The organism is Prescottella agglutinans, assembly GCF_004011865.1.
Taxonomy (GTDB): Bacteria; Actinomycetota; Actinomycetes; order Mycobacteriales; family Mycobacteriaceae; genus Prescottella; species Prescottella agglutinans.
Genome location: NZ_RKLP01000007.1, coordinates 66,097 through 88,667 on the forward strand (window position 1 = coordinate 66,097; position 22,571 = coordinate 88,667).

The window sequence follows — 22,571 nt, forward strand, 5'->3', positions numbered from 1 at the left end:
ATGGCGTCGACGGGCCTCAGCTCGCCCGGCCGGTACCCGGGTGCAGTCCGGCGGTGCCCGGCGGGCGCATCGGGGTGGGCTCGGTCGCGTTCTTCGCCTTCTCCGCCTCGGACTCCTCGAGCGCGGCCAGTGCCTCGCGCAGCGCGGCGGCCTCGTCGGCGCCGACCTGTCCGACGAAGTGGACGAGTGCGGCGGCGCGCTCACCGGACGCGTCGGCCTGCTGCAGCGCGTCGACCATGAGGCTCGCGACGAGTTCGTCGCGCCCGTGCACTGGGACGTAGCGGTGTGCGCGGTCGTCGCGCTGCTGGATGACGAGATGCTTCTTCGCCAGCCGCTGCAGGACGGTCATCACCGTGGTGTACGCGAGTTCCCGCCGGGCGGCGAGGGCCTCGTGCACCTGCCGCACCGTCTGAGGTTCCGACATGGACCACAGGTGGTCCATCACTGCACGTTCGAGCTCGCCGAGTCCAGCCATGCTGCGATTCTACGGACCGCATGCCCCGAATGCTTACTACTGGTGGTAGTAAGTTTCGGCGCGTCGTGTGGTATTGGCCGCACCGCGGATCAGACCGGTATACCGGTGGGGAAACCCGTCACGCTGGAGGTTCGGTGTCGCAGTGGCTCGATCGTCTCTCTTTGGTCTCCGGGCCCCTGCCTGTCCTGATCGCGGTCTGCGGCATCGTCGGCGCGGGATGGCTCCTGGCGGGACCGCGCCGATGGTTTCTGCGGTGGGCGCTGCCCACGACGCTGATCGCGGCGGCCGCGATCACGGCGGTCCTGTACCTCGTCGTCGAGCGCGTGTGGCGGCCGTTCCCGGACCCGATCGAGAAGCCGGTGTACCTGTGGATCGGCATCGGGGTGTGGGCGGTGCTGCTGCTGATTCCCCGGTCGCTCGCCGGACGCCGGTGGACTATTCCGGTGTCCGTCGTCGCGACCGGGGCGGTCGTGCTCGCCGTCGCCCTGCAGATCAACCAGATCTTCTACGCCTACCCGACGGTCGGGACGGCGCTGGGGCTCCCGGACCCCGACCGGGTCGACTTCGCGCAGGTGCCGCCCCCCACGGGCCCGGTGGTCACCGGACACCCCCTCGAGGAGGCGTGGGCACCGCAGGCGCCGAGCGACATGCCCGCCAGCGGGAAGTATGCGACGGCGCCGATCCCGGGCGAGAAGTCCGGCTACGCCGCGCGTGACGCGGTCGTCTACCTCCCGCCCGCCTACTTCACGTCGCCGCGGCCGCTGTTGCCGGTGCTGGTGCTGCTCGCCGGGCAGCCGGGCTCGCCCGAGGACTGGCTGAACGGCGGCAAGCTCACCGCGACGATGGACGAGTTCGCGCGCGCACACCACGGGCTCACGCCGGTGGTCGTCGTCGCCGACGGCACCGGATCGCAGCTCGCCAACCCGCTGTGCCTGGACTCGAAACTCGGGAACGTCGCCACGTATCTCGCGGTGGACGTGCCGGCCTGGACGAAGGCGCATCTGCAGGTGGACCCGGATCCGCGGGCGTGGGCGGTCGGCGGCCTGTCGTACGGCGGGACGTGTGCGCTGCAGTTGGCGACGAACTACCCGCAGGTGTATCCGACGTTCCTCGACCTGTCGGGGCAGGAGGAGCCGACGCTCGGCGACCGCAAACGCACCGTCGACGAGGCGTTCGGCGGTGACGAGGCGGCGTTCGTCGCCGTGAATCCGATGGATCTGATGAAGACGCGACGCTATCCGGACACGGCGGGGATCATCGTCGTGGGCACCCGCGACGACGCCTACCGGGGCGGCGCGCAGAAGGTGTTCGAGGCCGCGAAGGACGCAGGCATGGACGTGCAGTACGTGGAGGTGCCGGGGGCGCACAGCTTCTCGGTGTGGTCCGCCGGGCTGCGCGAGGAACTCGACTGGCTGGCCAAGCGGCTGGGGCTGATCGCGTGACCGCGCTGCGGCGCTACGTCCGCCGGGTCGTCGAGCTGCTCCGGTACGGGGCGGCTGGGGCGCCGGTCAGCATCACCGTCCTGGCGTTGGTCTGGGTGCTCGGGTTCGCGACCGACTCGGTCGCCCACGGCCCCGGACAGTTCGTCGACCGCCACCTGGCGGTCGGGATCGGCCCGGTGGAGCACTGGCGGCTGTGGACGCCGCTCACCGCGGGGCTGTGGGCGTCCGGGCTCGCGGGATACCTCGGGGCGACGGTGCTGGCGTTCCTGGTGGCGGCGCCGCTCGAACGCCGCATGGGATCGGGCCGATTCGCCGTCTCGGCGCTCGTGACGCAGGTCGCGGGGACGGTGCTGGGGTTGGCCGTGGCCGCGCTCGTCAAGCTGCTCGACGCCGACTGGGGTTTCCGGCTGCACATCGGGACGGCGGTGGGCCCGACGGCGTGGATCGCCGGTGTCGCGATGGTGGCCAGCGCATCGATGGACACGCTGTGGCGCCGGCGGATCCGCGTGGGCCTGCTCGCGCTGACGATCACGCTGGTGCTGTTCGCCGGTCAGCTGCAGGACGTGATCCGCCTCGGCGCCGTCGTGGTGGGGCTGTGCCTGGGCCCGTGGATCGTGGGCCGCTCGGCCCGCGGGTCGCGGATCACCGGCACCCGCCGCGAGGGCCGGGTGCTGGTCGCGATCGTGGTGGCGGCCACCTCGATCGGCACGATGCTCGCGGCGCTCTCGCCGCACGCGGTCGGGCCGCTCGCCGTGCTGCGCGACCTGTTCCGCGGGGTGCCGTGGACGGCCGCCGAGGTCCGCGAGATCTGCGAGGAGGCGCCGTCCGGCCCGGACTGCCGGCGCGGCGAACTCGACCTGCGCCTGTCCGGCCTCGGCCCGACGCTGCTGAGCCTCATGCCGTCGGTGTTCCTGCTGGTGCTGTGCGACGGGCTGCGCCGCGGGCGGCGGTTCGCGTGGATCGCCTCCACCGTCGCGCAGGTGGTGCTGTTGGCGCTGTCGCTGCTGAACTTCGCGGTCCGGTACATCGACGTGGTGGACGGGGAGACGCTGTTCTACGGGCTCGAGTCGCCCAACGTGTACCGAACCCTCGCGCCGTTCCTGACCCCGCTGGCGCTGCTGATCCTGCTGCTCGCGACCCGCAGACTGTTCGACGTGTCGGCGCCCCCGAAGACGTATCGACGCCTGTTCGGCAAGCTCGCGGCGCTGGTCGTCGGGCTCGGTGTCCTCTACGTCCTCGGCGGGCTGTGGGCGCGGAACGGCTTCGACCGGCGGCCCACCGTGGCCACCCTGATCGCGGACTTCCCGGAGCGGCTGGTGCCCCCGGTGTACCTGCAGCTGATCGATCCGCGGCTGCTGCCCGTGGACTGGGCGTCGACGCTGCTCTACGAGTGGACCGGAGTGGTGTTCTGGGTGACCGCGTGTGTGCTGGTGGCGGCGACGTTCCTGCGCCCGGCGTACGGCGCCGACAGCGGTGCCGTCGAGCGTGCGCGGGAGATCCTCACGTCGGGGTCGGGCAGCGCGCTGTCGTGGATGACGACCTGGCGCGGCAACTCGTACTGGTTCGGTCCGGGCGGCGACAGCTACGTCGCCTACCGCGTCATCGGCGGGGTCGCGCTCACCACCGGCGGGCCGGTGGGGCGGCCGGACCGGGTCCGCGACGACGTCGCGGGCTTCGCCGAGTTCGCGGCCGCCAACGGGTGGGTTCCGTGCTTCTACTCGGTGACCGCCGACGTCCGCGACGCCGCCGACGCGCTCGGCTGGGTGACGGTGCAGGTGGCGGAGGAGACGGTGCTCGACCTGGGCTCGATCGCGTTCACCGGCAAGAAGTTCCAGGACGTGCGCACCGCGCTGAACAAGGCCGCGAAGTCGGGGATCACCGCGGAGTGGATCGACTTCCACACCGCGCCGCTGGCGATCACCGACCAGATCACCGCGATCTCCGAGGAGTGGGTCGCCGACAAGGGGATGCCCGAGATGGGCTTCACCCTCGGCGGGCTGCAGGAGATGGACGACCCGCAGGTGCGGTGCCTGGTCGCCGTCGACGAGCAGCGGACGGTGCACGGGGTGACGTCGTGGCTGCCGGTGTACCGGGACGGCCGGGTGGTCGGCTGGACGCTGGACTTCATGCGCCGCCGCGCCGACGGCCTCCAGCAGGGCTTCCGGCCCGCGATGGAGTTCCTCATCGCCTCGGCGGCACTGCTGCTCGAGCAGGAGGGTGCCGAGTTCGTCAGCCTGTCCGGCGCGCCGCTCGCGACCGTGCGGCAGGACGGGGACGCACCCGACGTGCCGGCCGATGTGCGCCCGGGGATGGCGGACGCGATGGATTCGGTGCTCGAGGTGCTCGGGCAGACTCTCGAGCCGGTGTACGGGTTCCGGTCGTTGCTCGCGTTCAAGTCGAAGTTCCAGCCGCGCTACGAGCCGATGTACATGTGCTTCGCGGACCCGGTGGCCCTGCCGAGTATCGGGAACGCGATCGGCCGCGCCTATCTGCCGGACGTCTCCTTCGGGCAGGGTGTGCGGCTGGTGCGGACGCTGATCAGGCGGTGACGCACACCCCGGACCGATGGTTGACGTGGTTGACGGGCTGGTGGCACAGTTGGTTGACACGGTTGACGCGCGAGAGGACTGGGCCATGACGACGCGGGCATCGCTGGTCGAACAGGAACACGCACTGATGGAGTTGCTCGAGCAGCGCGTGCGCGACACGTTTGCCGCGGCCGCGGAGGCCGGGGTGCCCGCCGAGACGTTCGCCGACGTCGAGGCCATCGCCGATGCCATGTCCGCGGCGCTGCCCACCAGCCACGTGTACGACCAGATGGTGGGGCCGTTCTACGACACCGCGGGCCTGACCCGGTGGTGGCGGGTGAGCCGGCAGGCCGTCAGCAAGAAGGTCGCGACCAACGCGGTCATCGCGTGCCGGCTCGACGACGGCCAATGGGTGTACCCGACTTGGCAGTTCACCGACGGCGGTGCCGTGCATCCGGCGCTCGTCGAGGTGTGGCGGATCCTGCGCGCCGCCGCGGATCCGTGGACGGGCGCGCTGTGGCTGTGCACCCCGCAGGACGGGCTGGACGGCCGGTCCGCGGCGGACTGGCTCACCGGGGGCGGGCCGATCGACCCGGTCCGCACCGCCGCCCGCGCGGACGCGCAGCGGTGGGCTGCATGACCCGTGAGGTCGTCGCGCTCGGCTCGCCCGGGAACCGTTCCCTCGCAGGGTTTCCCACCTGGTCATTGACCACTCGCCGGGACCTGTGGCGTGGGCACAAGACCGGCAACGGGCCGTGGTGGTTCGCGTCGACCGGGCGGGGCCGATTCGATCTCGGCGAACCGCACGGCACCTGCTACGTCGCGTTCGACGAGCGGACCGCGATCCGGGAGACAGTCGGGGAGGTACTCGCCACCACCGGCGTGATCTCCCGTGAGTTCGCCGACGAGCGTGCGCTGTCCCGCCTGCGGATTCCCGCCCGCCGCACCCTGGCCGACACCTGTGCCGAGGCGGCCGCCGACTACGGGCTCACCCGCGAACTGTGCACCGTCACCCCGTACGAGATCCCGCAGCAGTGGGCGACCGCGCTCGCCGGAACGTGCGACGGGCTGCGCTACCAGACCCGGTTCACCACGGGTACGGCTCCGAACGCGGCCGCGTTGTTCGACGCCGCCGGCGCGCGCGACGACTGGGCCGTCGACGACAGCCCGGAGCCCTTCGCGTCCGCCGCGCGCCGCTGCGGGTTCACTGTCGGCGCGGTCCCGCGCACGGTGCGGATCGTCGAACCGCCGGCCTGATCGACCCGCTACCGCCGGAAATCGGGTCAGTCGACGACGGCGGTCGCCTCGAGTTCGACGAGCACGTCGGGCTCGAACAGGTAGTCCACGCCGATGAGCGACGCCGGGGGCAGCGGCAGCGGGAGCCCGATCTCCTCGGCGACCTGTTCGACCCCGGCCATGAACTCGCCGATCTTCTCGGGCTGCCAGTCGGTGACGTAGAAGGTCAGCCGGAGGACGTCGTCGAAGGTCGCTCCCGCCCCGGCCAGTCCGGTCGCGGTGTTGCGCAGCGCCTGAGCGACCTGTCCCGCAAGATCGCCCGGGGCCACTGGGGTTCCGTCCGCGAGCCGCGCGATCTGACCGGCGACGTGGACGTGCCGGGTTCCGGTCCCGACGGCGACGTGGTGATAGGGGGCGGGCTGCGTCATGCCCTCGGGGGTGCAGTAGTGGACGGTCATGGGTTGTCTCCTCGAATGACGAACGGCTCGGTATCCAATTGATACTTGGTATCCGCAGGTCACTTCAACGAGACTAGGTAGCGTGCGCGATACCTCCCTGCCCGCTCGAGGCGAACTGACCGTCACCCCGCCGCATCGAGAGTTGCTCGATCAGATCCTCGACAAGTGGTCGTTGGCGGTGCTGGGCGAACTGTGCGAGCGACCCAGCCGCTTCAACGATCTGCGCCGCGCGATCCCCACGGTGACGCAGAAGTCGTTGACCGCCACCCTCCGTCGACTCGAACGCAACGGCATCGTCGAGCGCGAGGTTCTCCGGTCCCGCCCGGTAGCGGTCGAATACCGAATCACCCCGCTCGGCAAGACCCTCCGCCACCCCGTCGACGTCCTCGTCGGCTGGGCCGACGCGCACATGCCCGGGATCGAAGAGGCCCGCGCGCGCTTCGACGCCGAGTCCGAACCCGCCTGACGCAGACGGGCGTCGGCCGATTCACCCGGATCGGATGACGCTGGGACGGTTCCCGGGGTGCCACGCTGCGACAGCGTCCAGAAGTCGGCGCGGTGCGGAACGGCGAGAGGGGAACGATGACGAGTCAGTCGGATGTCACGGAGACGGTGCAGGCACAGCACGCGGACGCGCTGAAGACGCTCCCGTTCGACGAGAGCCAGGACTTCGCCGACGCGGAACGCGGCTTCGTCGCCGCGTTGGAACCGGGCGTCGTGAAGAACAGCGACGGTGACGTCGTGTGGGACAGTCGTTCGTTCGCGTTCCTCGACGAGGACTGCCCGGAGACGGTGCATCCGAGCCTGTGGCGGCAGTCGCGGCTGTGCGCGATGCAGGGCCTGTACGAGGTCGCCGACGGGATCTACCAGATCCGCGGACTGGATCTGTCGAACATGACCCTGGTCGAGGGCGACACCGGTGTGATCGTGATCGATCCGCTGATCTCCGCGGAGACCGCGGCCGCCGGCCTGGCGCTGTACCGCGAGCACCGCGGCGACCGCCCGGTGACGGGCGTGATCTTCTCGCACTCGCACATCGACCACTTCGGCGGCGTCAAGGGCATCACCACCGAAGAGGACGTCGCGGCGGGCCGCTGCCCGATCCTGGCCCCGGTCGGTTTCGTCGAGCACGCGGTGTCCGAGAACGTGTACGCCGGCACGGCGATGGGCCGGCGGGCGGCCTACATGTACGGGGCGGCGCTGCCGCGCGGTCCGCTCGGCGCGGTCGGGGCGGGACTCGGCCCCACCACCTCGACCGGCATGCCGACCCTCATCACCCCCACCGTCGACGTCGACCACACCGGTCAGACCGAGACGATCGACGGCGTCCGCATCGAGTTCCAGATGACGCCCGGCACCGAGGCGCCGTCGGAGATGAATTTCTACTTCCCGGACCGGCGGGCCCTGTGCATGGCCGAGAACGCGACGCACACGCTGCACAACCTGCTCACGCTGCGGGGGGCGCTGGTGCGCGATCCGCACGTGTGGTCCAAGTACCTGACCGAGTCGATCAACCGGTACGCGTCGCGCTCGGACGTGCTGTTCGCCTCGCACCACTGGCCGACGTGGGGGACCGAGCGGCTCACCGAGTTCCTGTCCGTCCAGCGCGACCTGTACGGGTACCTGCACGACCAGACCCTGCGGGCGATCAACCAGGGCGCCACCGGCATCGAGATCGCCGAGAGCATCGAACTGCCGCCGGCGGTGGCGCAGGCCTGGCACACGCACGGCTACTACGGCTCGGTCAGCCACAACGTCAAGGCCATCTACCAGCGCTACATGGGGTGGTTCGACGGCAACCCGGCCACGCTGTGGGAGCACACACCGGTCGAGGCCGCCAAGCGGCACGTCGAGTTCATGGGCGGCGCGGACGAGGTCCTGGCGAAGGCGCGGAAGTCGTACGAGGACGGCGATTTCCGCTGGGTCGCGCAGGTGCTCAACTACGTGATCTTCGCCGAACCCGGCAACGCCGAGGCGAAGGCGCTGCAGGCGGACACCCTCGAACAGATGGGCTTCGGCTCGGAGAACGGGACGTGGCGCAACTTCTTCCTCATGGGTGCCTACGAACTCCGCAACGGGCCGGTGGGGACGCCGACGGTGACCGCCTCCCCGGACATCGCCGGTGCCCTGTCGGTGGAGCAGGTGTTCGACGCGATCGCGCTGCGGATCGACGGACCCCGCGCGTGGGACGCCGACATCACGATCGACTGGCGCATTACCGACGAGGGCATCGACCACCGCACCAGCCTGCGGAACGGCCTGCTGGTGCACTTCGACCTCGCGGGCGAGGCATCCACACCCGATGCGCGGCTGACCCTGTCCCGCCAGGACCTCATCGCGGCCGTGGTCGGCGGCGCGGACGTGGCGGGCATGATCGCCGCCGGCAGGATCACCGCGGAGGGCGATGTCGGCAAGCTGACCGAACTGATCGGCTACCTGGACTCGCCGGACCCGGACTTCGCCATCGTCACGCCGTGACGTCGTGAATCGGCGCGGTGACGTGGTTCGGTGCGACGACTATTGCTCGCGCGTCGGCCCACCCACCGCGCCGTACACGTGCCGGGTGCCGATCGGCACGATCAGCGGACGGTCGGAGACGGGGTCGTCGATGACCGCGGCCTCGAGCCCGAACACCTCGTCGAGCAGTTCCGAGGAGATGACGTCCTGCGGCCTGCCCGACGCGACGATCCGGCCCTGCGACATCACGATCAGGTGGTCGCTGTAGCGGACCGCGAGGTTGAGGTCGTGCAGCACCATGATCACGGTACGGCCCATCTCCTCGTGCATGCGGTCGACGAGGTCGAGCACCTCCACCGAGTGGGACAGGTCCAGGTAGGTGGTCGGCTCGTCGAGCAGCAGGATGTCGGTGCCCTGGGCGAGCGCCATCGAGATCCAGGCGCGCTGCCGCTGCCCGCCCGAGAGCTGGTCGACCGGACGGTCCGCCAGGTCCGCGACGCCGGTCAGCGCGAGTGCCCGGGCGACCTCGCCCTCGTCGTCCGACGACCACTGCCGGATCCACGACTGGTGCGGGTGCCGGCCGCGGGCCACCAGGTCGGCGACCGTGAGCCCCTCGGGGGCGACCGGGGACTGCGGCAGCATGCCGAGCGTCCGCGCGACCTCCTTGGTGCGCATCGTGCTGATCGCCTTGCCGTCGAGCAGGACGGTACCGGTGCGCGGCTTGAGCAGGCGGCCGAGGGCGCGGAGCATCGTCGACTTGCCGCAGCCGTTGGGGCCGATGACCGTGGTGATGACGCCGGTGGGGATCTCGACGTCCAGTCCCTCGACGATCACCCGGTCGCCGTAGCCGAGGGTCAGGTTCTCGGCGACGAGGCGCGGCGCGGGGACGGAGTGAGCCGTGGTGGTCATGCCGAGACCTTCCGGTTGTTGCGGACGAGCAGGTACAGGAGGAACGGGCCGCCGAGCGCCGACGTCACGATGCCGACGGGCAGTTCGACGGGCAGGATCGTGCGGGCGATGATGTCGCTGCCGACGACCAGCACGGCGCCGGTGAGGCCGGACGCGATGATCGGTGGGCCCGCCGAGCGGACCAGGCGCATCGCGACCTGCGGCGCCGCGAGCGCGACGAACCCGACCGGGCCGGCCGCCGCGGTGGCGACCGCGGCCAGGATCACCGACGCGAGCAGCATCTTGGCCTGCGCGGACTGCTGCCGCACGCCCAGCGAGCGGGCGTTGTCGTCGCCCAGGCGCAATGCGCCGAGCGTGAACGTCGAGACGACCGCCCAGCCGCCGATGATCACCAGTGCGATCGCCACCGGCCACACCTGGGTCCAGCCGGCACCGTTGAGCGAGCCGTTGAGCCACACCTTGGCGCGGGAGACGTCGTTGATGTCGGCGGAGATCAGCAGCCACCCGGTGACCGCGATCAGCATGGCGTTGATGCCGATGCCGATGAGGATCAGCCGGTAGCCCTCGACCCCCTTGCGCCACGCGAGCATGTAGATCACCGCCGCGGTCAGCAGACCGCCGCACAGCGCGGCCAGGGGGATGCCGAGCGTGGCGAGCAGCCCGACGAACGACCCGCCTCCGCCGAGCACGATCAGGGCGACCGCGGCGGCGCTCGCGCCGGAGGTGATGCCGAGGATGTCGGGGCTGGCGAGCGCGTTGCGGGCGATCGACTGCGTGATCGCGCCGGAGATGCCGAGCGCGACGCCGATCAGGACGGCGGTCAGCGCGCGCGGCAGTCGCAGGTCCATCACGATGAACCGCTGCACCTTCGATCCGCCGCCGAAGAGCACGTTGGTGACCTCGGGGACGGACAGCGGGAAGTCGCCGCGGCCGATGCCCACGCACACCAGCACGAACAGGGCCACCGCCAGCACGACGTTGACGACGATCATGTGCGGCCGCAGCACCAGCGAGACCGGGCCGACGCGGAACCCCGGCCGCGACGGCACCTTCGTGGGGTCACCGTGCTCGACGGCGGCGGCCGGGTCAGTGGTGGGTTCGAGGACGCTCACAGGCTGGCCAGCTTCCTGCGCCGGACCAGCGCGATGAAGAACGGGGCACCGAAGACGGCCAACACGATGCCGACCTGCAGTTCGCCCGGTCGCACGACCACGCGGCCGATGACGTCGGCCATCACCAGCATGAGGCCGCCGAGCAGACCCGCGTACGGGACCAGCCAGCGGTAGTCGGGGCCGGTGATCGCGCGGGCGACGTGCGGGACGACCAGGCCGATGAACGCGATCGGTCCGCACGCGGCGGTGGCGGCGCCGGTGAGCAGGGTGATCGCGACGATGCCGATGGTGCGCGACAGCGCGACGTTGGTGCCGAGCGACCGGGCGACGTCCTCGCCGAGGCTGATGACGTTGAGGCTCGGGGTGCTGGCGAGCGCGATGAGCAGGCCGACGATCAGGAAGGGCAGCACCTGCCAGAAGATGTCGAACCCGCGGCCGGCCACCGAGCCGACGACCCAGAACCGGTAGCCGTCGAGGCTGGTCTGGTCGAGGAGCACGACGGCGTTGGTCATCGCCTGCAGGAAGAACGCCACGGCCGCGCCGGCGAGGGCGAGGCTGAGCGGGCCGGCTTTGCCGTTGCCGATGGAGGACAGGCCGAACACGGTGATCGAGGCGAGCGCGGATCCGGCGAACGCGAACCACAGGTACTCGCTCGGCGCGGTGAGGCCGAGCGTGTAGATCGCGAGCACGACCAGGAACGCCGCACCCGCGTTGAGGCCGAGCAGTCCGGCGTCGGCGAGCGGGTTGCGGGTGTGGCCCTGGATGAGGGCGCCCGCGACGCCGAGCGCGATGCCGACGACCAGGCCGAGGAGGGTGCGGGGGATGCGCAGGGAGCGCACGATGATGTCGGTCTCGCTGCCTGTCGCCTGGAACAGCGCGTGGAAGATCTCGTCGAAGGACAGCGGGCGGGCACCGACGGCGATGCTCGCGAACAGCACGAGGGCGAGCAGCGCGGTGAGCGCCGCGAGCCCCAGGAGCCGGCGGCGACGAACCGCCGCGAGTGACGTGTCCGGGGCGATCGGTTCGAATCCGTCTGCGCGGGCGGTGGATTCGCGGACCACCTCGGTACCGCGGTCCCACCAGCGGCGCAGCGCCCGGCGGACGCCGATCGGCGCACCCGTCTGCGCGTCGCGGGTGACGAGACCGAACCAGCCCTTGCCGACGGTAGTGCCGGCGTTGCCCTCGCGGAAGCCCCGGTTCCAGACGAACAGTGCGATCGCGACCGCGACCGCCGCGCCGCCGAACACGGCGCGGTCGGCCTCGCCGCCGCCGTTCGCGTCGGCGAGGGAGTCGACCAGGTACCAGCCGATCACGAGGGGGATCGCGATCACACCGAGATCGACGAGGTTCGACAGCGCCCGCAGATGCCAGGGGGCGGGGCCCTCCGGGACGACCTCCTTCGCGAAATCGTCGGGCACGCGGTGGTGCCTCGACGCGTCCGGATTCGAGTCCGGGAGGCGGGTCGTCGTCACGGCTGGGGTGCTCCTAGGAAAAGCCATTGCTGTCTCGCGTCAGGTTACGGAAGCCTAACCGAAGATGCGACGGCGGGATCCGTTGTGCGGCACGAGTGGACGCGTTGATGGTCGATATGGTTAGGCTAGCCTAAAAGTCAGGCTAGGTGATCGACGCTCGATGGAGGCATGGTGTCCGTGAACACGCAGGCTCAGTTCGGTACGTCCCAGGGCGCGGCGCTCGCGGAATCCTGTACCCGACTGCGCAGCATCTCGCCGGACTACCCGAGGGTGTACGCCGTCGCAGTGATGTCCGAGCAGGGCAAGCGCAGGTGGTGGCCGATCGCGGCGTGCGCCCGCGCCGAGGAGTCCCCGGCCGACCTGCCGAAGGATCGCGTCGGGCAGATGTACGCGCACATGCTCGCGGACCTGCACTCCCCGCGCGGTGCCGCGATCCAGGTGGCGGCCGCACTGGTGCACGCGGTCGTCGGCCGCGTGTCGGCGCTGGTCGTCCTCGAGGGGCGGGCCTGGGATCCCGGCGTGGACAACCTCTGGGTCCACATGGACAACGACTGCGGGATCGATTGGGCGGGCGTCGTCGACGACACGCTGCGTGTGTTGCCGGACGACCCGCTCGCCGGCTCCCGGGGCGTCGTCACCCTGCCCTGTGAGCGGGCGCTGCTGGTGTGGACCGTGCACCGGTGCCTCACCTCGCTCGCGGCTATCCGTCACGCGCTGGACGCGACGGCGCCCGTCGACGCCCCGCGGTTCGCGGGCCTCGTCGCCGACGCCGTCCTCGGCGCCGCGACGCACGTGCCGATCCGCGTGGGGTCGTCGCGCGCGGTGGCCGCGCGCCGGGGGCAGGGGCTGCTCGACGCCTTCGAGGCGGCCGGGGTGCCGGTCCGGGCCCGGGCGGCCCTCGCGACGGCGTGCTGACGAAGGGGTTGCCGAATTAGGGCAGCCTTTCCTATACTCATTCCTGTCGATACTGCTGGACCGCGCCGGAGTCCTGAGGGCTGCAGTGACTCCCGGTCCCTTCCACGGCGGGTTCCGCGCACTGCGCGCGGAACCCGCCGTCTCGTCTGCTCACAGACCGGCGACGAAGTCGTGGGCCTCGCGGGCCGCGCGGCGCCACGTGGTGAGCGTTCCGTCGAGGTCGTCGTCATCGACGGGGAAAACGACCCATTCCCTCATCGTCCGTGTGCCCATCGTGACCTTCCGGGCGACCCCGGCCTCCACGACCTCATCGGCGCGGGGCCGCGGCAGCTTGACGATCAGGCCGTGATCGCGGCCGAGGAACGCGAAGATCTTCCCGGCCACTCGCAGGCCCGGGCTGCGGAACATGGTGCCGAACTCGACGTCGGGTTCGCGGAGGAACTCGGCGGCCAGGTCGTCGAGCAGTGCCCGCGTCGGATCGGAACTGCCGGACGCTTCACCCATGCTGTCCTCCCGCGGGGAATCGGTTCACTTCCGGGTCCACACACTGCGACCGTAGCGCTCGCAGGGATCCCGGGCGTCACGAGGAGGGGACTACACGGAACATCCCGCAGGGGCTTCCGCCGGCGGCGATCTGGAACGTCGCCACCGGCGTTCCGGTCGGGTCGAGTACGGCGTACTCGTCGAAGGACGTCACGATCGTCGACGGGCAGCGCCACAACGGGCGATCGGTCGAATCCGGAAGCGACACCAGGATCTTCTGCACCTCGGTGCCGTCGGTGACGAACGACGGGGGCGGAACGAGGTCCTCGGCCGCGGCTTCGATCGGTGCCTCACTGCCGCCGCTCCCTTCGTGCGCGTAGTGGCAGCGAAGCAGCGATACACCCGAAGTAGTCGGGTTCCTCTTGTAGGCGAGCAGCCATTCCCTGCCGAACAGTCGTCCTTCGTCGCCGTACCTCGACGACTCCGCGCATTCCGCTGATCCCGTGCCCGTCTCGTCGGATGTCGATTCCGTGGCACTCGCGGTGGGTTCGGCGGTCGAGGTGTCCGAAGCGCAGCCGGCGAGCACGAACGACGAGACCGCGCCCACGGCGGTGAGCGCGATGGTTACGGCGGCACGACGCGAGCGCGCGTGAGGTGAGGGCATGGTTAGCGACGCTAAGCGGCGACGGGCCGTCTAGGTGGGGTTTTCGGCAATCCGGGTCCGCCGGACCGGCCCTGCGGCGGGGTCGGTTGCCCGGCTCGCCGCGGTGTGGATCACTATGACGAGGTACATATTCGGCAGGCGGTCACGTCGACAGGACATTCATCGGCATCGGAGCGACCGCCCGCACAGCGGATGGAGCAATTCATGGCGAGCGAGGCAGAGCACGCATTCGTGCTGACGGACGGGGCCGACCCGGCCGAGGTCAACGCGTTCCTCAACAAGGGGTTTGGTGAGGCCCTGGGGCTTGAGTTCACCGAACTGACCCCCGACCGCGTCCGCGCGCAGTGGAAGGTCACGCCCGCGCTCTACCAGCCGTGGGGAATCATGCACGGCGGCGTGCACTGCGCGGTGATCGAATCCGTCGCCAGCATCGCAGCGAGTCTCTGGCTCGGCGACCGCGGCCACGTCGTCGGCGTCAACAACAACACCGACTTCCTCCGCGCCACCCGCGACGGCGTCCTGTTCGCCGAGGCGAGCCCGGTGCACCGCGGGCGCACCCAGCAGTTGTGGCTCGTGACGATCACCGACGAACAGGAACGGACCGTCGCACGCGGACAGGTCCGCCTCCAGAACATCACCGAGACCGCGGCGCTCGGCAACAACAAATAGGCACGTCGGCTGAGCTGCCACCTCGAGGGGGCGGCTCAGCCGGCCTCGCGTGATTCGGCGTCGCGGCGCGCGCGACTCTGCTCCTGCAGGATGTCGATCGCGTTGCGCGCGAACACCTGCTGCTCGGTCGACGCCATCTGGGCGCGCCCGCGACCGAGGAACGAGACCGTCCACGAGATCACCGTCGACAGGCGACTGCGGAACCCGATCAGATACATCAGGTGGATGACGAGCCACATGATCCAGCCGATGAACCCGCTGATCTCGAGCTTGCCGACCTTCGCGACGGCACTGTGCCGGGAGATCGTCGCCATCGAGCCCTTGTCGAAGTACTTGAACGGCTGCCGGTCCTCGGGGCGGGCGCCGTCGAGCCCCGCACGGATCTCCTTGGCCGCGTACTTGCCGCCCTGCATCGCCACCTGCGCCAGGCCGGGCAGCTTGTCCAGCGACATCATGTCGCCGATGACGAACACGTTCGGGTAGCCGGGCACCGTCAGATCCGGGTTGACGTGGACGCGTCCCGCCCGGTCCACCTCGGCACCGGACTGCTCACCCAGCTGTCGGCCCAGCGGGCTGGCCTGCACGCCTGCCGACCACACCTTGCACTGCGCCTCGATCCGCGTCTCGGTGCCGTCCTTGCTCTTGACGACCAGCCCGTTCACGTCGACGTTCGTCACCATGGCGTTCAGCAGGATCTCCACGCCGAGCTTCCCGAGCCGCTCGGCGGCCTTACGGCTGAGCTTGCCGCCGTACACCGGTAGCACCGCGGGCGCACCGTCGACGAGGATCACCCGGGAATCGCGGGGATCGATCCGCCGGAACGCCCCCGCCAGCGTGCGGTGCGCGAGTTCGGCGATCTGCCCGGCCATCTCCACGCCGGTCGGCCCCGCGCCGACCACCACGAACGTGAGCAGGCGCCGCCGTTCCTCGGGGTCGTCGGACAGTTCTGCCTGCTCGAACGCGCCGAGGATGCGCCCACGTAACTCGAGGGCGTCGTCGATCGTCTTCATCCCGGGCGCGAACTCCGCGAAGTGGTCGTTGCCGAAGTAGGACTGCCCGGCCCCGGCGGCGACGATCAGCGAATCGAACTCGGTGACGGTCTCGCGGTCGAGGAGCCGCGAAGTGACCTTGCCGGCGGCGAGGTCGATCGTCTCGACGTCACCGAGGAGCACCTCGACGTTCTTCTGCTTGCGGAGCACCATCCGGGTGGCCGGGGCGATGTCGCCGACGGACAGGATCCCCGTCGCCACCTGGTACAGCAGCGGCTGGAACAGGTGATGCGTCGTCCGGGCGACGAGCGTGACGTCCACGTCGGCGCGCTTGAGCGCCTGGGTGGCGAACAGCCCGCCGAAACCGGATCCGATGACCACGACGCGATGGCGAAGGGCTTGTGCCGAGGGGGTGCTCATTCCGCGCTCCTCGAAGGTTCGTCGAAAAGTGCTGTCCCTGTCACCGTAGCCGCCGGGTGCTCAGTCGTCCCGTCAACTCGGCCGCCCCCGGGCGATGCGCCGAACGCCGATGGGCGGCGGGATACTCCCACCGCCCATCGGCGCGATTGTCGGGTGTGCGGGTCACGCCTCCGTGAACGAGCTACCGCGACGGATCAGCAACGTGAAGCCGATCGTCACCAGGCCCAGGACCACCATCATCGTCGCGACCGTGTTGAGGCCGCTCACGGTCGGTGCGGCACTGCCGGCGGCGGTGGCGGACGACGCGAGCAGCATCGTCGCGATCGACGTGCCGATGCCCTGACCGCCGGTGCGGAGCACCGAGTTGGTTCCGGTCGCCTCGCTGGTGTTGTCCTCGGGCACGGCCTCGACGATGAGGTTCGGCAGCGCGGTGTACGCGAAGGCGGTACCGATCGAGACCGTGATGATCATCGCGACCATGCCGGCCACCGAGTCGTGGAAGACGATCAGCATCGCGCTGCTGAGCGTGAACAGTGTGGTGCCGAGCAGCATCGAGGCGCGGGAGCCGACGGTCCGCGAGATGCGGCCGCTGAGCGGGGTGCACACGAAACCGAACATCGAACCGATGAACGACAGCCAGCCCGCGTTCGTGGCGGAGATACCGAGACCGAACGGCGCGGTCGTGGGGGACTGCAGGATCATCGGGATGATCATGGTGCTGATGCCCATAGGGCCCACGGCGATCGCAAGCGTCGCGGCCATCGTCAGAGCCACCTTGCGGTCGGTGAACATGCGCACGTTGACGATGGGATCGGTCACCCGGAGCTCCCACAGCACCCACAGCGCCAGGACGACCAGACCGCCGACGATCAGCCCCAGGGTCTTGACGTCCGTCCACCCCCACGCGCCGGACTTGTTGATGCCCAGCAGCACCGCCGCGATGGCCGGCGCGAACGCGATCGTGCCGAGGTAGTCGACCTTCTGAGTCGTGCCCGTCGGCGGGCGCCACGGCAACACGAACAGCACCAGCAGCAGAGCCAACACCGCGTACACGGCGGCGACGACGAAGATCATGTGCCAGCTGGCGTGGTCGAGCATCACGCCGGCCACCAGCAGCGACGCCGAGCCGGCGGCGACGGCTGAACCAGAGATGACCGCGATGGCCACGGGTACCTTGGCCGCGGGCAGGTGCTCACGCGCCAGACCGATGCACAGCGGCAGGATCGCACCCGCCACACCCTGGATCGCGCGACCGACGATGATGCTGCCGATGCTGTCCCCGATGGCGCTGATGAACGAGCCGAGTGCAGCGGCACCGAGGAGCACGACGAGTACCCGCTCACGCCCGTACATGTCACCGAGGCGACCGCACACCGCGGCCGAGGCGGCGGCGACCAGGAGGAACGCCGTGACGGCCCACCCGACCGTCGCGGCGTCGCTGTGGAACTCCCGGATGAACGTCGGGATGGCGGCGTACACCATCGACGTCTCGAAGGCGCTGATGATCTCGACGAGCACGAGAACGGTGATGATCACCCATGCGGGGCGCTGGCGGCTGTACCGGCCACGCGCGGCCGGGGGAGCCGCGACCGTGGTGCGGGCGTCTGCGGTTGCTGTCACTGAAGTAGATGTCCAGACTCTTGACCGGCCCGAAACGCGGGCCGTGGTGCGTGAAATTCGAAGAATCGCGAGGTCGTCGCGCCTGCGGGCCGAGAGCGGCCATGGGTGGGCGACGCTGCTGTTCCGTGGGTCACAGTGTGGCAACTCACTATCGACGCACCGCGTACGTGCGCACTCAGTGGGACTGCACCGTGACGGGCGTAACAGCGGCGAGCTGGGGAAATGGCGAAAAGGCCTGGTGGCGGCGCTGCATCGTCATCGGCTTACGACGGGCGGGACTCTCGCTGGCCGGGACGGAAGGGCGCGGTTCGGCGCACCTGTGCATCACGCCCCGACGCACGCGCGGCGAACAAACCATCGATCAGTGTTCCAGCCGGTCCGTCGTTCCGGTGCGGAATCGCCGAAATCCCCGGTACCACGACGCCGTCGAATCCCGTCCGGCACAGAGCAGGTGGGAACGGGCGCACCGGGTGCGGTCAGTTCCCGTCGAGCAGTCGATACAGGGGATTCCGGGCTGCCGCCTCCCGCACCCCGGTGCCGGCGCCCTCCGTGTACACCTGGGTCGTGTTCATCGACTCGTGACCCAGCATCCGCATCAGCGTGAAGATGCTGACGTTCTCGTCGGCCATGTTGGTGGCGAAGGTGTGCCGGAACTGATGGGTCAGAGCACCCTTCGCGCGTTCCCCGTTGATGCCGGCACGCCGATAGGCGCGCAGCACGCGGTACTGCAGCGTCCCCCGCGTGATGCGGTCCCCGTCGGCGCCGACGAACAGGGGATCGGTGCTGCGGAAATGCTGCCACGCGGTCGCGTCCGACGGGACCCGCCGCTTGGTCGAACCGGGGAACCGTTCGATCCGTGACTCCAGGTAGCCGGTCAACGCGGCCACCAGCGCGGGCTCGGCCGTCGCGACCCGCTCCTTACTGCCCTTGCCACGAACCAGGATCACCTTCGCCGCCCCGGCCGCGGCGTCGACCGCGCCGCGCACGTCGCCGATGTCGACCGCGATCAACTCCGACGAACGCATCCCCGTCAACAGTGCCATCAGGATGATCGCGAAGTCCCGTTCCCCCCACGGACGGACACCGTCGGTGTCATCCTCCTGCAGCGTCGCCACGAGCCGGGCCACCGCGTCGGACGGCAGCGCCTTGGGAATCCGCTTGGGCGCCTTGGGGCGAAGCACCGCCGACATCGGATTCGCGACGATCGCGTCCAGCGAGAACAGGAAGTCGCACAGCGTGTTCCAGGTGGACCAGCAGCGACGGATCGACGCCACCTCGTGCGTCGCGGCGAAGGACGCGAACGCCTGCTGCATCGACGGCTTGGTGATCACGTCCAACGGCAACTCGCCCGCGGGCACGCCGGCCTGCTGGGCCAGGAACTCGCAGATCCCCGCATAGTCCTGCCGATACGCCTTGAGTGTGTGCGGCGACGGCTTCGCCGTGCTGCGGTGCAGCAGGAACTCGCCGAACCAGGCGTCGAGTAATCGTCGATCGTCGCTCACGCCGGTCCGCTCCAATGTCCTTCCGCTGCCCCTCGACTCGGACGGACCAGCACATGTGTTCGATCCGTACCGCAGCAGTGTATAGGCAGATCACCCGGACTCGGGTCGACGCCACCGGCCCCCGCGGTCGGACAACCGGACCACGGTGCGCGCGAGACCCGGGGTCCCGCGCACCACCCTCAGGAACATCCGGTCCAACAGGTTCGGTGCCGGCGGACCGTCGCACGGCCACGGCTTGTCGGACTCGTCGGGATCGCCGTTGCCCACCGCGAACAGCTGCCACCGGCCGGGAACGCCACGGAGCGTGTGGACGCCGCGGCACGCGAACCCCAGCCCCGAGCCCTGCGCGAGGTCGCGCACCGCCTGGGAGACGAGCACCTCACCCGCACGCGCGACGCCGCACGTGCGGGCCCCGATATGGACAGTCATCCCGGTCAGATCCGAGCCGTCGTGCTCGACGACACCCGAATGCACGCCACATCGCACCATCAGGCCGATACCGGACACGGCCGCCCGGATGCGGTCCGCGCAGCGCACGGCAGCGATCGGACCGTCGAAGACACTGAACGTGCCGTCGCCGACCACGTTGACGACGCGGCCACCCGCCGACTCCACCAGTTCGTGCACCTGACGTTCGTGCGCCGCACGGACATCCCGGTACGCGAGGTCGCCGATACGGGCGAGCAGTTCCGTCGACCCGACGAGATCGGTGAACAGGACGGTGGCGAGAAACTCGTCGGCCTCGACGGGGCGGTTCGCGCCGGTGGCCGCGAGCTCGAGCTGATCGAACGCGGGAGTGAAGGACTCACCGAGCGACGAACCCCGCAACGTCTTGGGCAGCCACTGGAACGTCCCACGCGGTATCCGATCGGCCACGTAGCGCGCGACGTTCTCCGGCACCGGGCCGGAAGGCACCAGCAGCACGCGCGTCGGCGCCTGGATCGCCGGCAGCATCGACGAATAGTCCGAGCGGAGCGACCGTTCCAGATAGGCGCGGGCCGTACCCGGGGTGGCCGAACAGCGCTCCATCATCGCCATGATCCGACGATTCCGCGGGGAGTCGAGCGCGGGATCCCACATGGCCAGGCTCATGCCCGAGCCCCACGCATCGAAGGCGGCACGCCACCCGTCGACGAACCGCGCGCGTGACGTCGAGGTCCACCCGTGCGGGACACCGGAATCGACGAGTGCCTCGGCGAACGGCTGCACCAGGACGAGCCCGGCGACCCGCTCCGGAGAACGGGCAGCGACCAGCGACAGCGGGGCACACGTGCTCGCGACGCCGCTCATGGTCGCCGACGCCATTCCCAACTCGTCCATGACGGCGACGATGTCGTCGGCCTGTTCCTCGATCGTCGGGATGTGATCGACCGGGTCGGACATGCCGAGGCCGCGGCACTGGAAAAACGCGGTCCGGGCATAGCTGGAGCCGCGCTCGAGGAGATAGTGGATATGCGGATCGGTCCACATCAGATCGAGATGAAGATTGATCTCCATGAACCAGACCACATCATGGCCGTCGTCACCGACGACCTGATAGGCGAGAGCACGCCCGGCGCGTTGGACGTACCGGGTGACCGGTGGGTCCACTCGTCCAGAATAGCCGCACGTCCACGGCATTTCGCGTCGCGCGGGACGCCGGCAGCGGGCGCGAAGCGGGTGCTTCACCCTCGATTTCACCCCAATCCAGCTTTCGCTGAACGACCTGCTGTCGCTAACTTCATATCGCCAGGCACACCCCCCGACGTGTGCCTGGCTTCAACTTTCCGGCGTCCCGTTGCCCCGCGCTCGTCCGCGTGGGCAGCGGGACGTTGTCGTATGCGGATTCGCGTGTAGTGCCACCGCGGCCGGGGTACCCACTTGCTATGCCGGTCGGGTGCCGGCCGGATCGGACGAGGAGGCGAACGATGTCGACCTGCGAGACGTGCGGCAACGACTACGACAAGGCATTCACGATCATCATGGGCGACCGCCGCGGGGTCTTCGACAGCTTCGAATGCGCCGCGCAGGCGATGGCGCCGGTGTGCGGGCACTGCGGCTGCCGCATCCTCGGCCACGGTGTCGAGGACGAGAGCCGCATCTTCTGCTGCGCCAACTGCGCGCGGCGGGCGGGGCACGAGCAACTGGTAGACCGCGTCTGACCGGATGTCACCGCTCGAGCTGGTCACGAAGCGTCGCGAGCGAACGAGCCAGTAGGCGGGACACGTGCATCTGGGAGATCCCGACCTCCTCGGCGATCCGACTCTGCGTCAGATTCCCGAAGAACCGCATCAGGACGATCCGCCGCTCGCGGTCGGGGAGTGCGGCGAGGACCGGACGCAGCGTCTCGTGGTCCTCGACCGCCTGGAGGTGGGCATCGTCGCCGCCGAGGACTTCGGTCAGCGGGTGATCGTGTACGCGGCTTCCGGCGCCCGCATCCACCGACACCGTCTGATAGGCGTTCGCCGCCAGCAGACCCTCGGCGACGTCGTCCTCACCGATCCGCAACTCGGCGGCGATCTCACGGGGTGTGGGCGGGCGGCCCAGCCGCTGTGAGAGAAGCGCGTCCGACCGGGTGATCTCGAGATGCAACTCCTTGACGCGCCGGGGCACCCGCACGGCCCACCCGGTGTCCCGGAAGTGCCGGCGGACCTCGCCCATCATCGTGGGAACCGCGAAGGCCACGAAGTCGGATCCCACCTGCACGTCGTACCGGTTGACGGCATTGACCAGTCCGACCCGGGCGACCTGGACGAGGTCGTCGTGGAACTCGCCTCGGCCGTCGAACCTGCGTGCGATGTGGTCGGCGAGGGGGAGGCAGCGGGTGACGACGGAGTCGCGCAGCACCCGGTATCGCGGATCCGTGTGGTCGAGCGTCGCCATGGACTCGAAGACCGGACCCACGTCACGGTATTCGTCGGTGTGCTCGACCGGCCGGCTCACACGATCGCCCCGCACGGTCGGCGGGGGGAGTGGAACGGTGGTCCCGCACGATCTGTATGCCCCGCATCATGTTCGGGCGAGTCGTACCTCACGTGTCCTCCATTCGGCCGGACATCGGATGAATCCATCGTAAGACGGTTCGGCACGCCCGCGAGGCCGACGGCAATGGAGAAGAACGACGGGTCCTGCCCTTCGAAGGCGCTGACCGGTCGCTTTGCGGCTGATGTCGTCAGTGTCCGCGCCCGGTTCGGGTAGATCCTGTACGCACGGCACGGGTGTCGTCGCGCGCGGCCTCACT

General features: G+C 69.9%; 21 protein-coding genes. 9 read left to right on the forward strand and 12 right to left on the reverse strand.

The genetic code is table 11. The features are described 5' to 3' along the window. Positions 1–16 precede the first annotated feature (16 nt). Positions 17–475 carry a BlaI/MecI/CopY family transcriptional regulator gene (locus EGT67_RS14290; protein WP_127916751.1) on the reverse strand — a complete coding sequence of 153 codons (459 nt, stop codon included), beginning with the start codon at positions 473–475 and terminating at the stop codon, positions 17–19. A gap of 134 nt (positions 476–609) precedes the next feature. Here EGT67_RS14290 and EGT67_RS14295 point away from each other — a divergent pair, with 134 nt between their 5' ends. From EGT67_RS14295 to EGT67_RS14310, 4 genes are all read left to right on the forward strand, one after another. Continuing rightward, positions 610–1,917, forward strand: a complete 1,308-nt coding sequence (locus tag EGT67_RS14295; RefSeq protein WP_127916752.1) for an alpha/beta hydrolase — start codon at positions 610–612, stop codon at positions 1,915–1,917. Beyond that, positions 1,914–4,466, forward strand: a complete 2,553-nt coding sequence (locus EGT67_RS14300; RefSeq protein ID WP_127916753.1) for a bifunctional lysylphosphatidylglycerol flippase/synthetase MprF — start codon at positions 1,914–1,916, stop codon at positions 4,464–4,466. Before EGT67_RS14295 ends, EGT67_RS14300 begins: the two co-directional genes overlap by 4 nt. Before the next feature lie 85 nt (positions 4,467–4,551). Next, positions 4,552–5,085 carry a hypothetical protein gene (locus EGT67_RS14305; RefSeq protein WP_127916754.1) on the forward strand — a complete coding sequence of 178 codons (534 nt, stop codon included), beginning with the start codon at positions 4,552–4,554 and terminating at the stop codon, positions 5,083–5,085. Continuing rightward, entirely contained in the window at positions 5,082–5,702 is a 621-nt protein-coding gene (locus EGT67_RS14310; protein ID WP_127916755.1) for an RES family NAD+ phosphorylase, read from the forward strand. Before EGT67_RS14305 ends, EGT67_RS14310 begins: the two co-directional genes overlap by 4 nt. A gap of 26 nt (positions 5,703–5,728) precedes the next feature. Here EGT67_RS14310 and EGT67_RS14315 read toward each other — a convergent pair whose 3' ends face one another. Continuing rightward, positions 5,729–6,139 (reverse strand): RidA family protein, encoded by a 411-nt coding sequence (locus EGT67_RS14315; protein WP_127916756.1) that lies wholly within the window; start codon positions 6,137–6,139, stop codon positions 5,729–5,731. 82 nt (positions 6,140–6,221) lie between these two features. Between EGT67_RS14315 and EGT67_RS14320 the strand changes: the two genes are divergently transcribed. Continuing rightward, positions 6,222–6,605, forward strand: coding sequence for a winged helix-turn-helix transcriptional regulator (locus EGT67_RS14320; RefSeq protein ID WP_127916757.1), 384 nt, complete (start codon positions 6,222–6,224; stop codon positions 6,603–6,605). A gap of 116 nt (positions 6,606–6,721) precedes the next feature. Continuing rightward, on the forward strand, positions 6,722–8,617 hold the full coding sequence (locus tag EGT67_RS14325) for an alkyl/aryl-sulfatase (RefSeq protein ID WP_127916758.1): 1,896 nt from the start codon (positions 6,722–6,724) through the stop codon (positions 8,615–8,617). A gap of 39 nt (positions 8,618–8,656) precedes the next feature. Here the strand turns inward: EGT67_RS14325 and EGT67_RS14330 are convergent, their stop codons facing one another. From EGT67_RS14330 to EGT67_RS14340, 3 genes are all read right to left on the reverse strand, one after another. Beyond that, positions 8,657–9,505 (reverse strand): ABC transporter ATP-binding protein, encoded by an 849-nt coding sequence (locus EGT67_RS14330; RefSeq protein WP_127916759.1) that lies wholly within the window; start codon positions 9,503–9,505, stop codon positions 8,657–8,659. Further along, complete coding sequence (locus tag EGT67_RS14335; RefSeq protein ID WP_241566053.1) at positions 9,502–10,497, reverse strand: FecCD family ABC transporter permease; 996 nt, start codon at positions 10,495–10,497, stop codon at positions 9,502–9,504. Before EGT67_RS14335 ends, EGT67_RS14330 begins: the two co-directional genes overlap by 4 nt. A gap of 116 nt (positions 10,498–10,613) precedes the next feature. Further along, positions 10,614–12,089 (reverse strand): FecCD family ABC transporter permease, encoded by a 1,476-nt coding sequence (locus EGT67_RS14340; protein WP_421958135.1) that lies wholly within the window; start codon positions 12,087–12,089, stop codon positions 10,614–10,616. Positions 12,090–12,257: 168 nt separating this feature from the next. Here EGT67_RS14340 and EGT67_RS14345 point away from each other — a divergent pair, with 168 nt between their 5' ends. Then, positions 12,258–13,004: a hypothetical protein gene (locus EGT67_RS14345; protein WP_127916761.1), complete on the forward strand. Its 747-nt coding sequence runs from the start codon at positions 12,258–12,260 to the stop codon at positions 13,002–13,004. A gap of 150 nt (positions 13,005–13,154) precedes the next feature. Here the strand turns inward: EGT67_RS14345 and EGT67_RS14350 are convergent, their stop codons facing one another. Both EGT67_RS14350 and EGT67_RS14355 read right to left on the reverse strand, forming a co-directional pair. Further along, on the reverse strand, positions 13,155–13,508 hold the full coding sequence (locus EGT67_RS14350; RefSeq protein WP_127916762.1) for a hypothetical protein: 354 nt from the start codon (positions 13,506–13,508) through the stop codon (positions 13,155–13,157). A 76-nt stretch (positions 13,509–13,584) separates the two neighbouring features. Further along, positions 13,585–14,151, reverse strand: coding sequence for a hypothetical protein (locus EGT67_RS14355; RefSeq protein ID WP_127916763.1), 567 nt, complete (start codon positions 14,149–14,151; stop codon positions 13,585–13,587). A gap of 204 nt (positions 14,152–14,355) precedes the next feature. Here EGT67_RS14355 and EGT67_RS14360 point away from each other — a divergent pair, with 204 nt between their 5' ends. Next, positions 14,356–14,820, forward strand: coding sequence for a PaaI family thioesterase (locus tag EGT67_RS14360; protein WP_127916764.1), 465 nt, complete (start codon positions 14,356–14,358; stop codon positions 14,818–14,820). Between the two features lie 35 nt (positions 14,821–14,855). Here the strand turns inward: EGT67_RS14360 and EGT67_RS14365 are convergent, their stop codons facing one another. From EGT67_RS14365 to EGT67_RS14380, 4 genes are all read right to left on the reverse strand, one after another. After that, positions 14,856–16,229, reverse strand: coding sequence for an NAD(P)/FAD-dependent oxidoreductase (locus EGT67_RS14365; RefSeq protein ID WP_127916765.1), 1,374 nt, complete (start codon positions 16,227–16,229; stop codon positions 14,856–14,858). A 162-nt stretch (positions 16,230–16,391) separates the two neighbouring features. Beyond that, on the reverse strand, positions 16,392–17,765 hold the full coding sequence (locus EGT67_RS14370) for an MFS transporter (protein ID WP_127916986.1): 1,374 nt from the start codon (positions 17,763–17,765) through the stop codon (positions 16,392–16,394). A gap of 560 nt (positions 17,766–18,325) precedes the next feature. Then, positions 18,326–19,351 (reverse strand): tyrosine-type recombinase/integrase, encoded by a 1,026-nt coding sequence (locus EGT67_RS14375; RefSeq protein ID WP_241566036.1) that lies wholly within the window; start codon positions 19,349–19,351, stop codon positions 18,326–18,328. 90 nt (positions 19,352–19,441) lie between these two features. Further along, positions 19,442–20,941, reverse strand: coding sequence for an adenylate/guanylate cyclase domain-containing protein (locus EGT67_RS14380; protein ID WP_127916767.1), 1,500 nt, complete (start codon positions 20,939–20,941; stop codon positions 19,442–19,444). A gap of 317 nt (positions 20,942–21,258) precedes the next feature. Here EGT67_RS14380 and EGT67_RS14385 point away from each other — a divergent pair, with 317 nt between their 5' ends. Then, on the forward strand, positions 21,259–21,492 hold the full coding sequence (locus EGT67_RS14385; protein WP_127916768.1) for a hypothetical protein: 234 nt from the start codon (positions 21,259–21,261) through the stop codon (positions 21,490–21,492). A 7-nt stretch (positions 21,493–21,499) separates the two neighbouring features. Here EGT67_RS14385 and EGT67_RS14390 read toward each other — a convergent pair whose 3' ends face one another. Then, a complete protein-coding gene (locus EGT67_RS14390) occupies positions 21,500–22,273 on the reverse strand; it encodes a SigB/SigF/SigG family RNA polymerase sigma factor (protein ID WP_277750154.1) in 774 nt (257 codons plus the stop codon). Between the last annotated feature and the right edge of the window lie 298 nt (positions 22,274–22,571).

Coding starts and splice junctions, on each gene's coding strand:
- EGT67_RS14290 (WP_127916751.1), bottom strand. CDS start 475: ATGGCTGGACTCGGCGAGCTCGAACGTGCAGTGATGGACCACCTGTGG.
- EGT67_RS14305 (WP_127916754.1), top strand. CDS start 4,552: ATGACGACGCGGGCATCGCTGGTCGAACAGGAACACGCACTGATGGAG.
- EGT67_RS14310 (WP_127916755.1), top strand. CDS start 5,082: ATGACCCGTGAGGTCGTCGCGCTCGGCTCGCCCGGGAACCGTTCCCTC.
- EGT67_RS14315 (WP_127916756.1), bottom strand. CDS start 6,139: ATGACCGTCCACTACTGCACCCCCGAGGGCATGACGCAGCCCGCCCCC.
- EGT67_RS14325 (WP_127916758.1), top strand. CDS start 6,722: ATGACGAGTCAGTCGGATGTCACGGAGACGGTGCAGGCACAGCACGCG.
- EGT67_RS14330 (WP_127916759.1), bottom strand. CDS start 9,505: ATGACCACCACGGCTCACTCCGTCCCCGCGCCGCGCCTCGTCGCCGAG.
- EGT67_RS14335 (WP_241566053.1), bottom strand. CDS start 10,497: ATGATCGTCGTCAACGTCGTGCTGGCGGTGGCCCTGTTCGTGCTGGTG.
- EGT67_RS14345 (WP_127916761.1), top strand. CDS start 12,258: ATGGTGTCCGTGAACACGCAGGCTCAGTTCGGTACGTCCCAGGGCGCG.
- EGT67_RS14350 (WP_127916762.1), bottom strand. CDS start 13,508: ATGGGTGAAGCGTCCGGCAGTTCCGATCCGACGCGGGCACTGCTCGAC.
- EGT67_RS14355 (WP_127916763.1), bottom strand. CDS start 14,151: ATGCCCTCACCTCACGCGCGCTCGCGTCGTGCCGCCGTAACCATCGCG.
- EGT67_RS14360 (WP_127916764.1), top strand. CDS start 14,356: ATGGCGAGCGAGGCAGAGCACGCATTCGTGCTGACGGACGGGGCCGAC.
- EGT67_RS14365 (WP_127916765.1), bottom strand. CDS start 16,229: ATGAGCACCCCCTCGGCACAAGCCCTTCGCCATCGCGTCGTGGTCATC.
- EGT67_RS14385 (WP_127916768.1), top strand. CDS start 21,259: ATGTCGACCTGCGAGACGTGCGGCAACGACTACGACAAGGCATTCACG.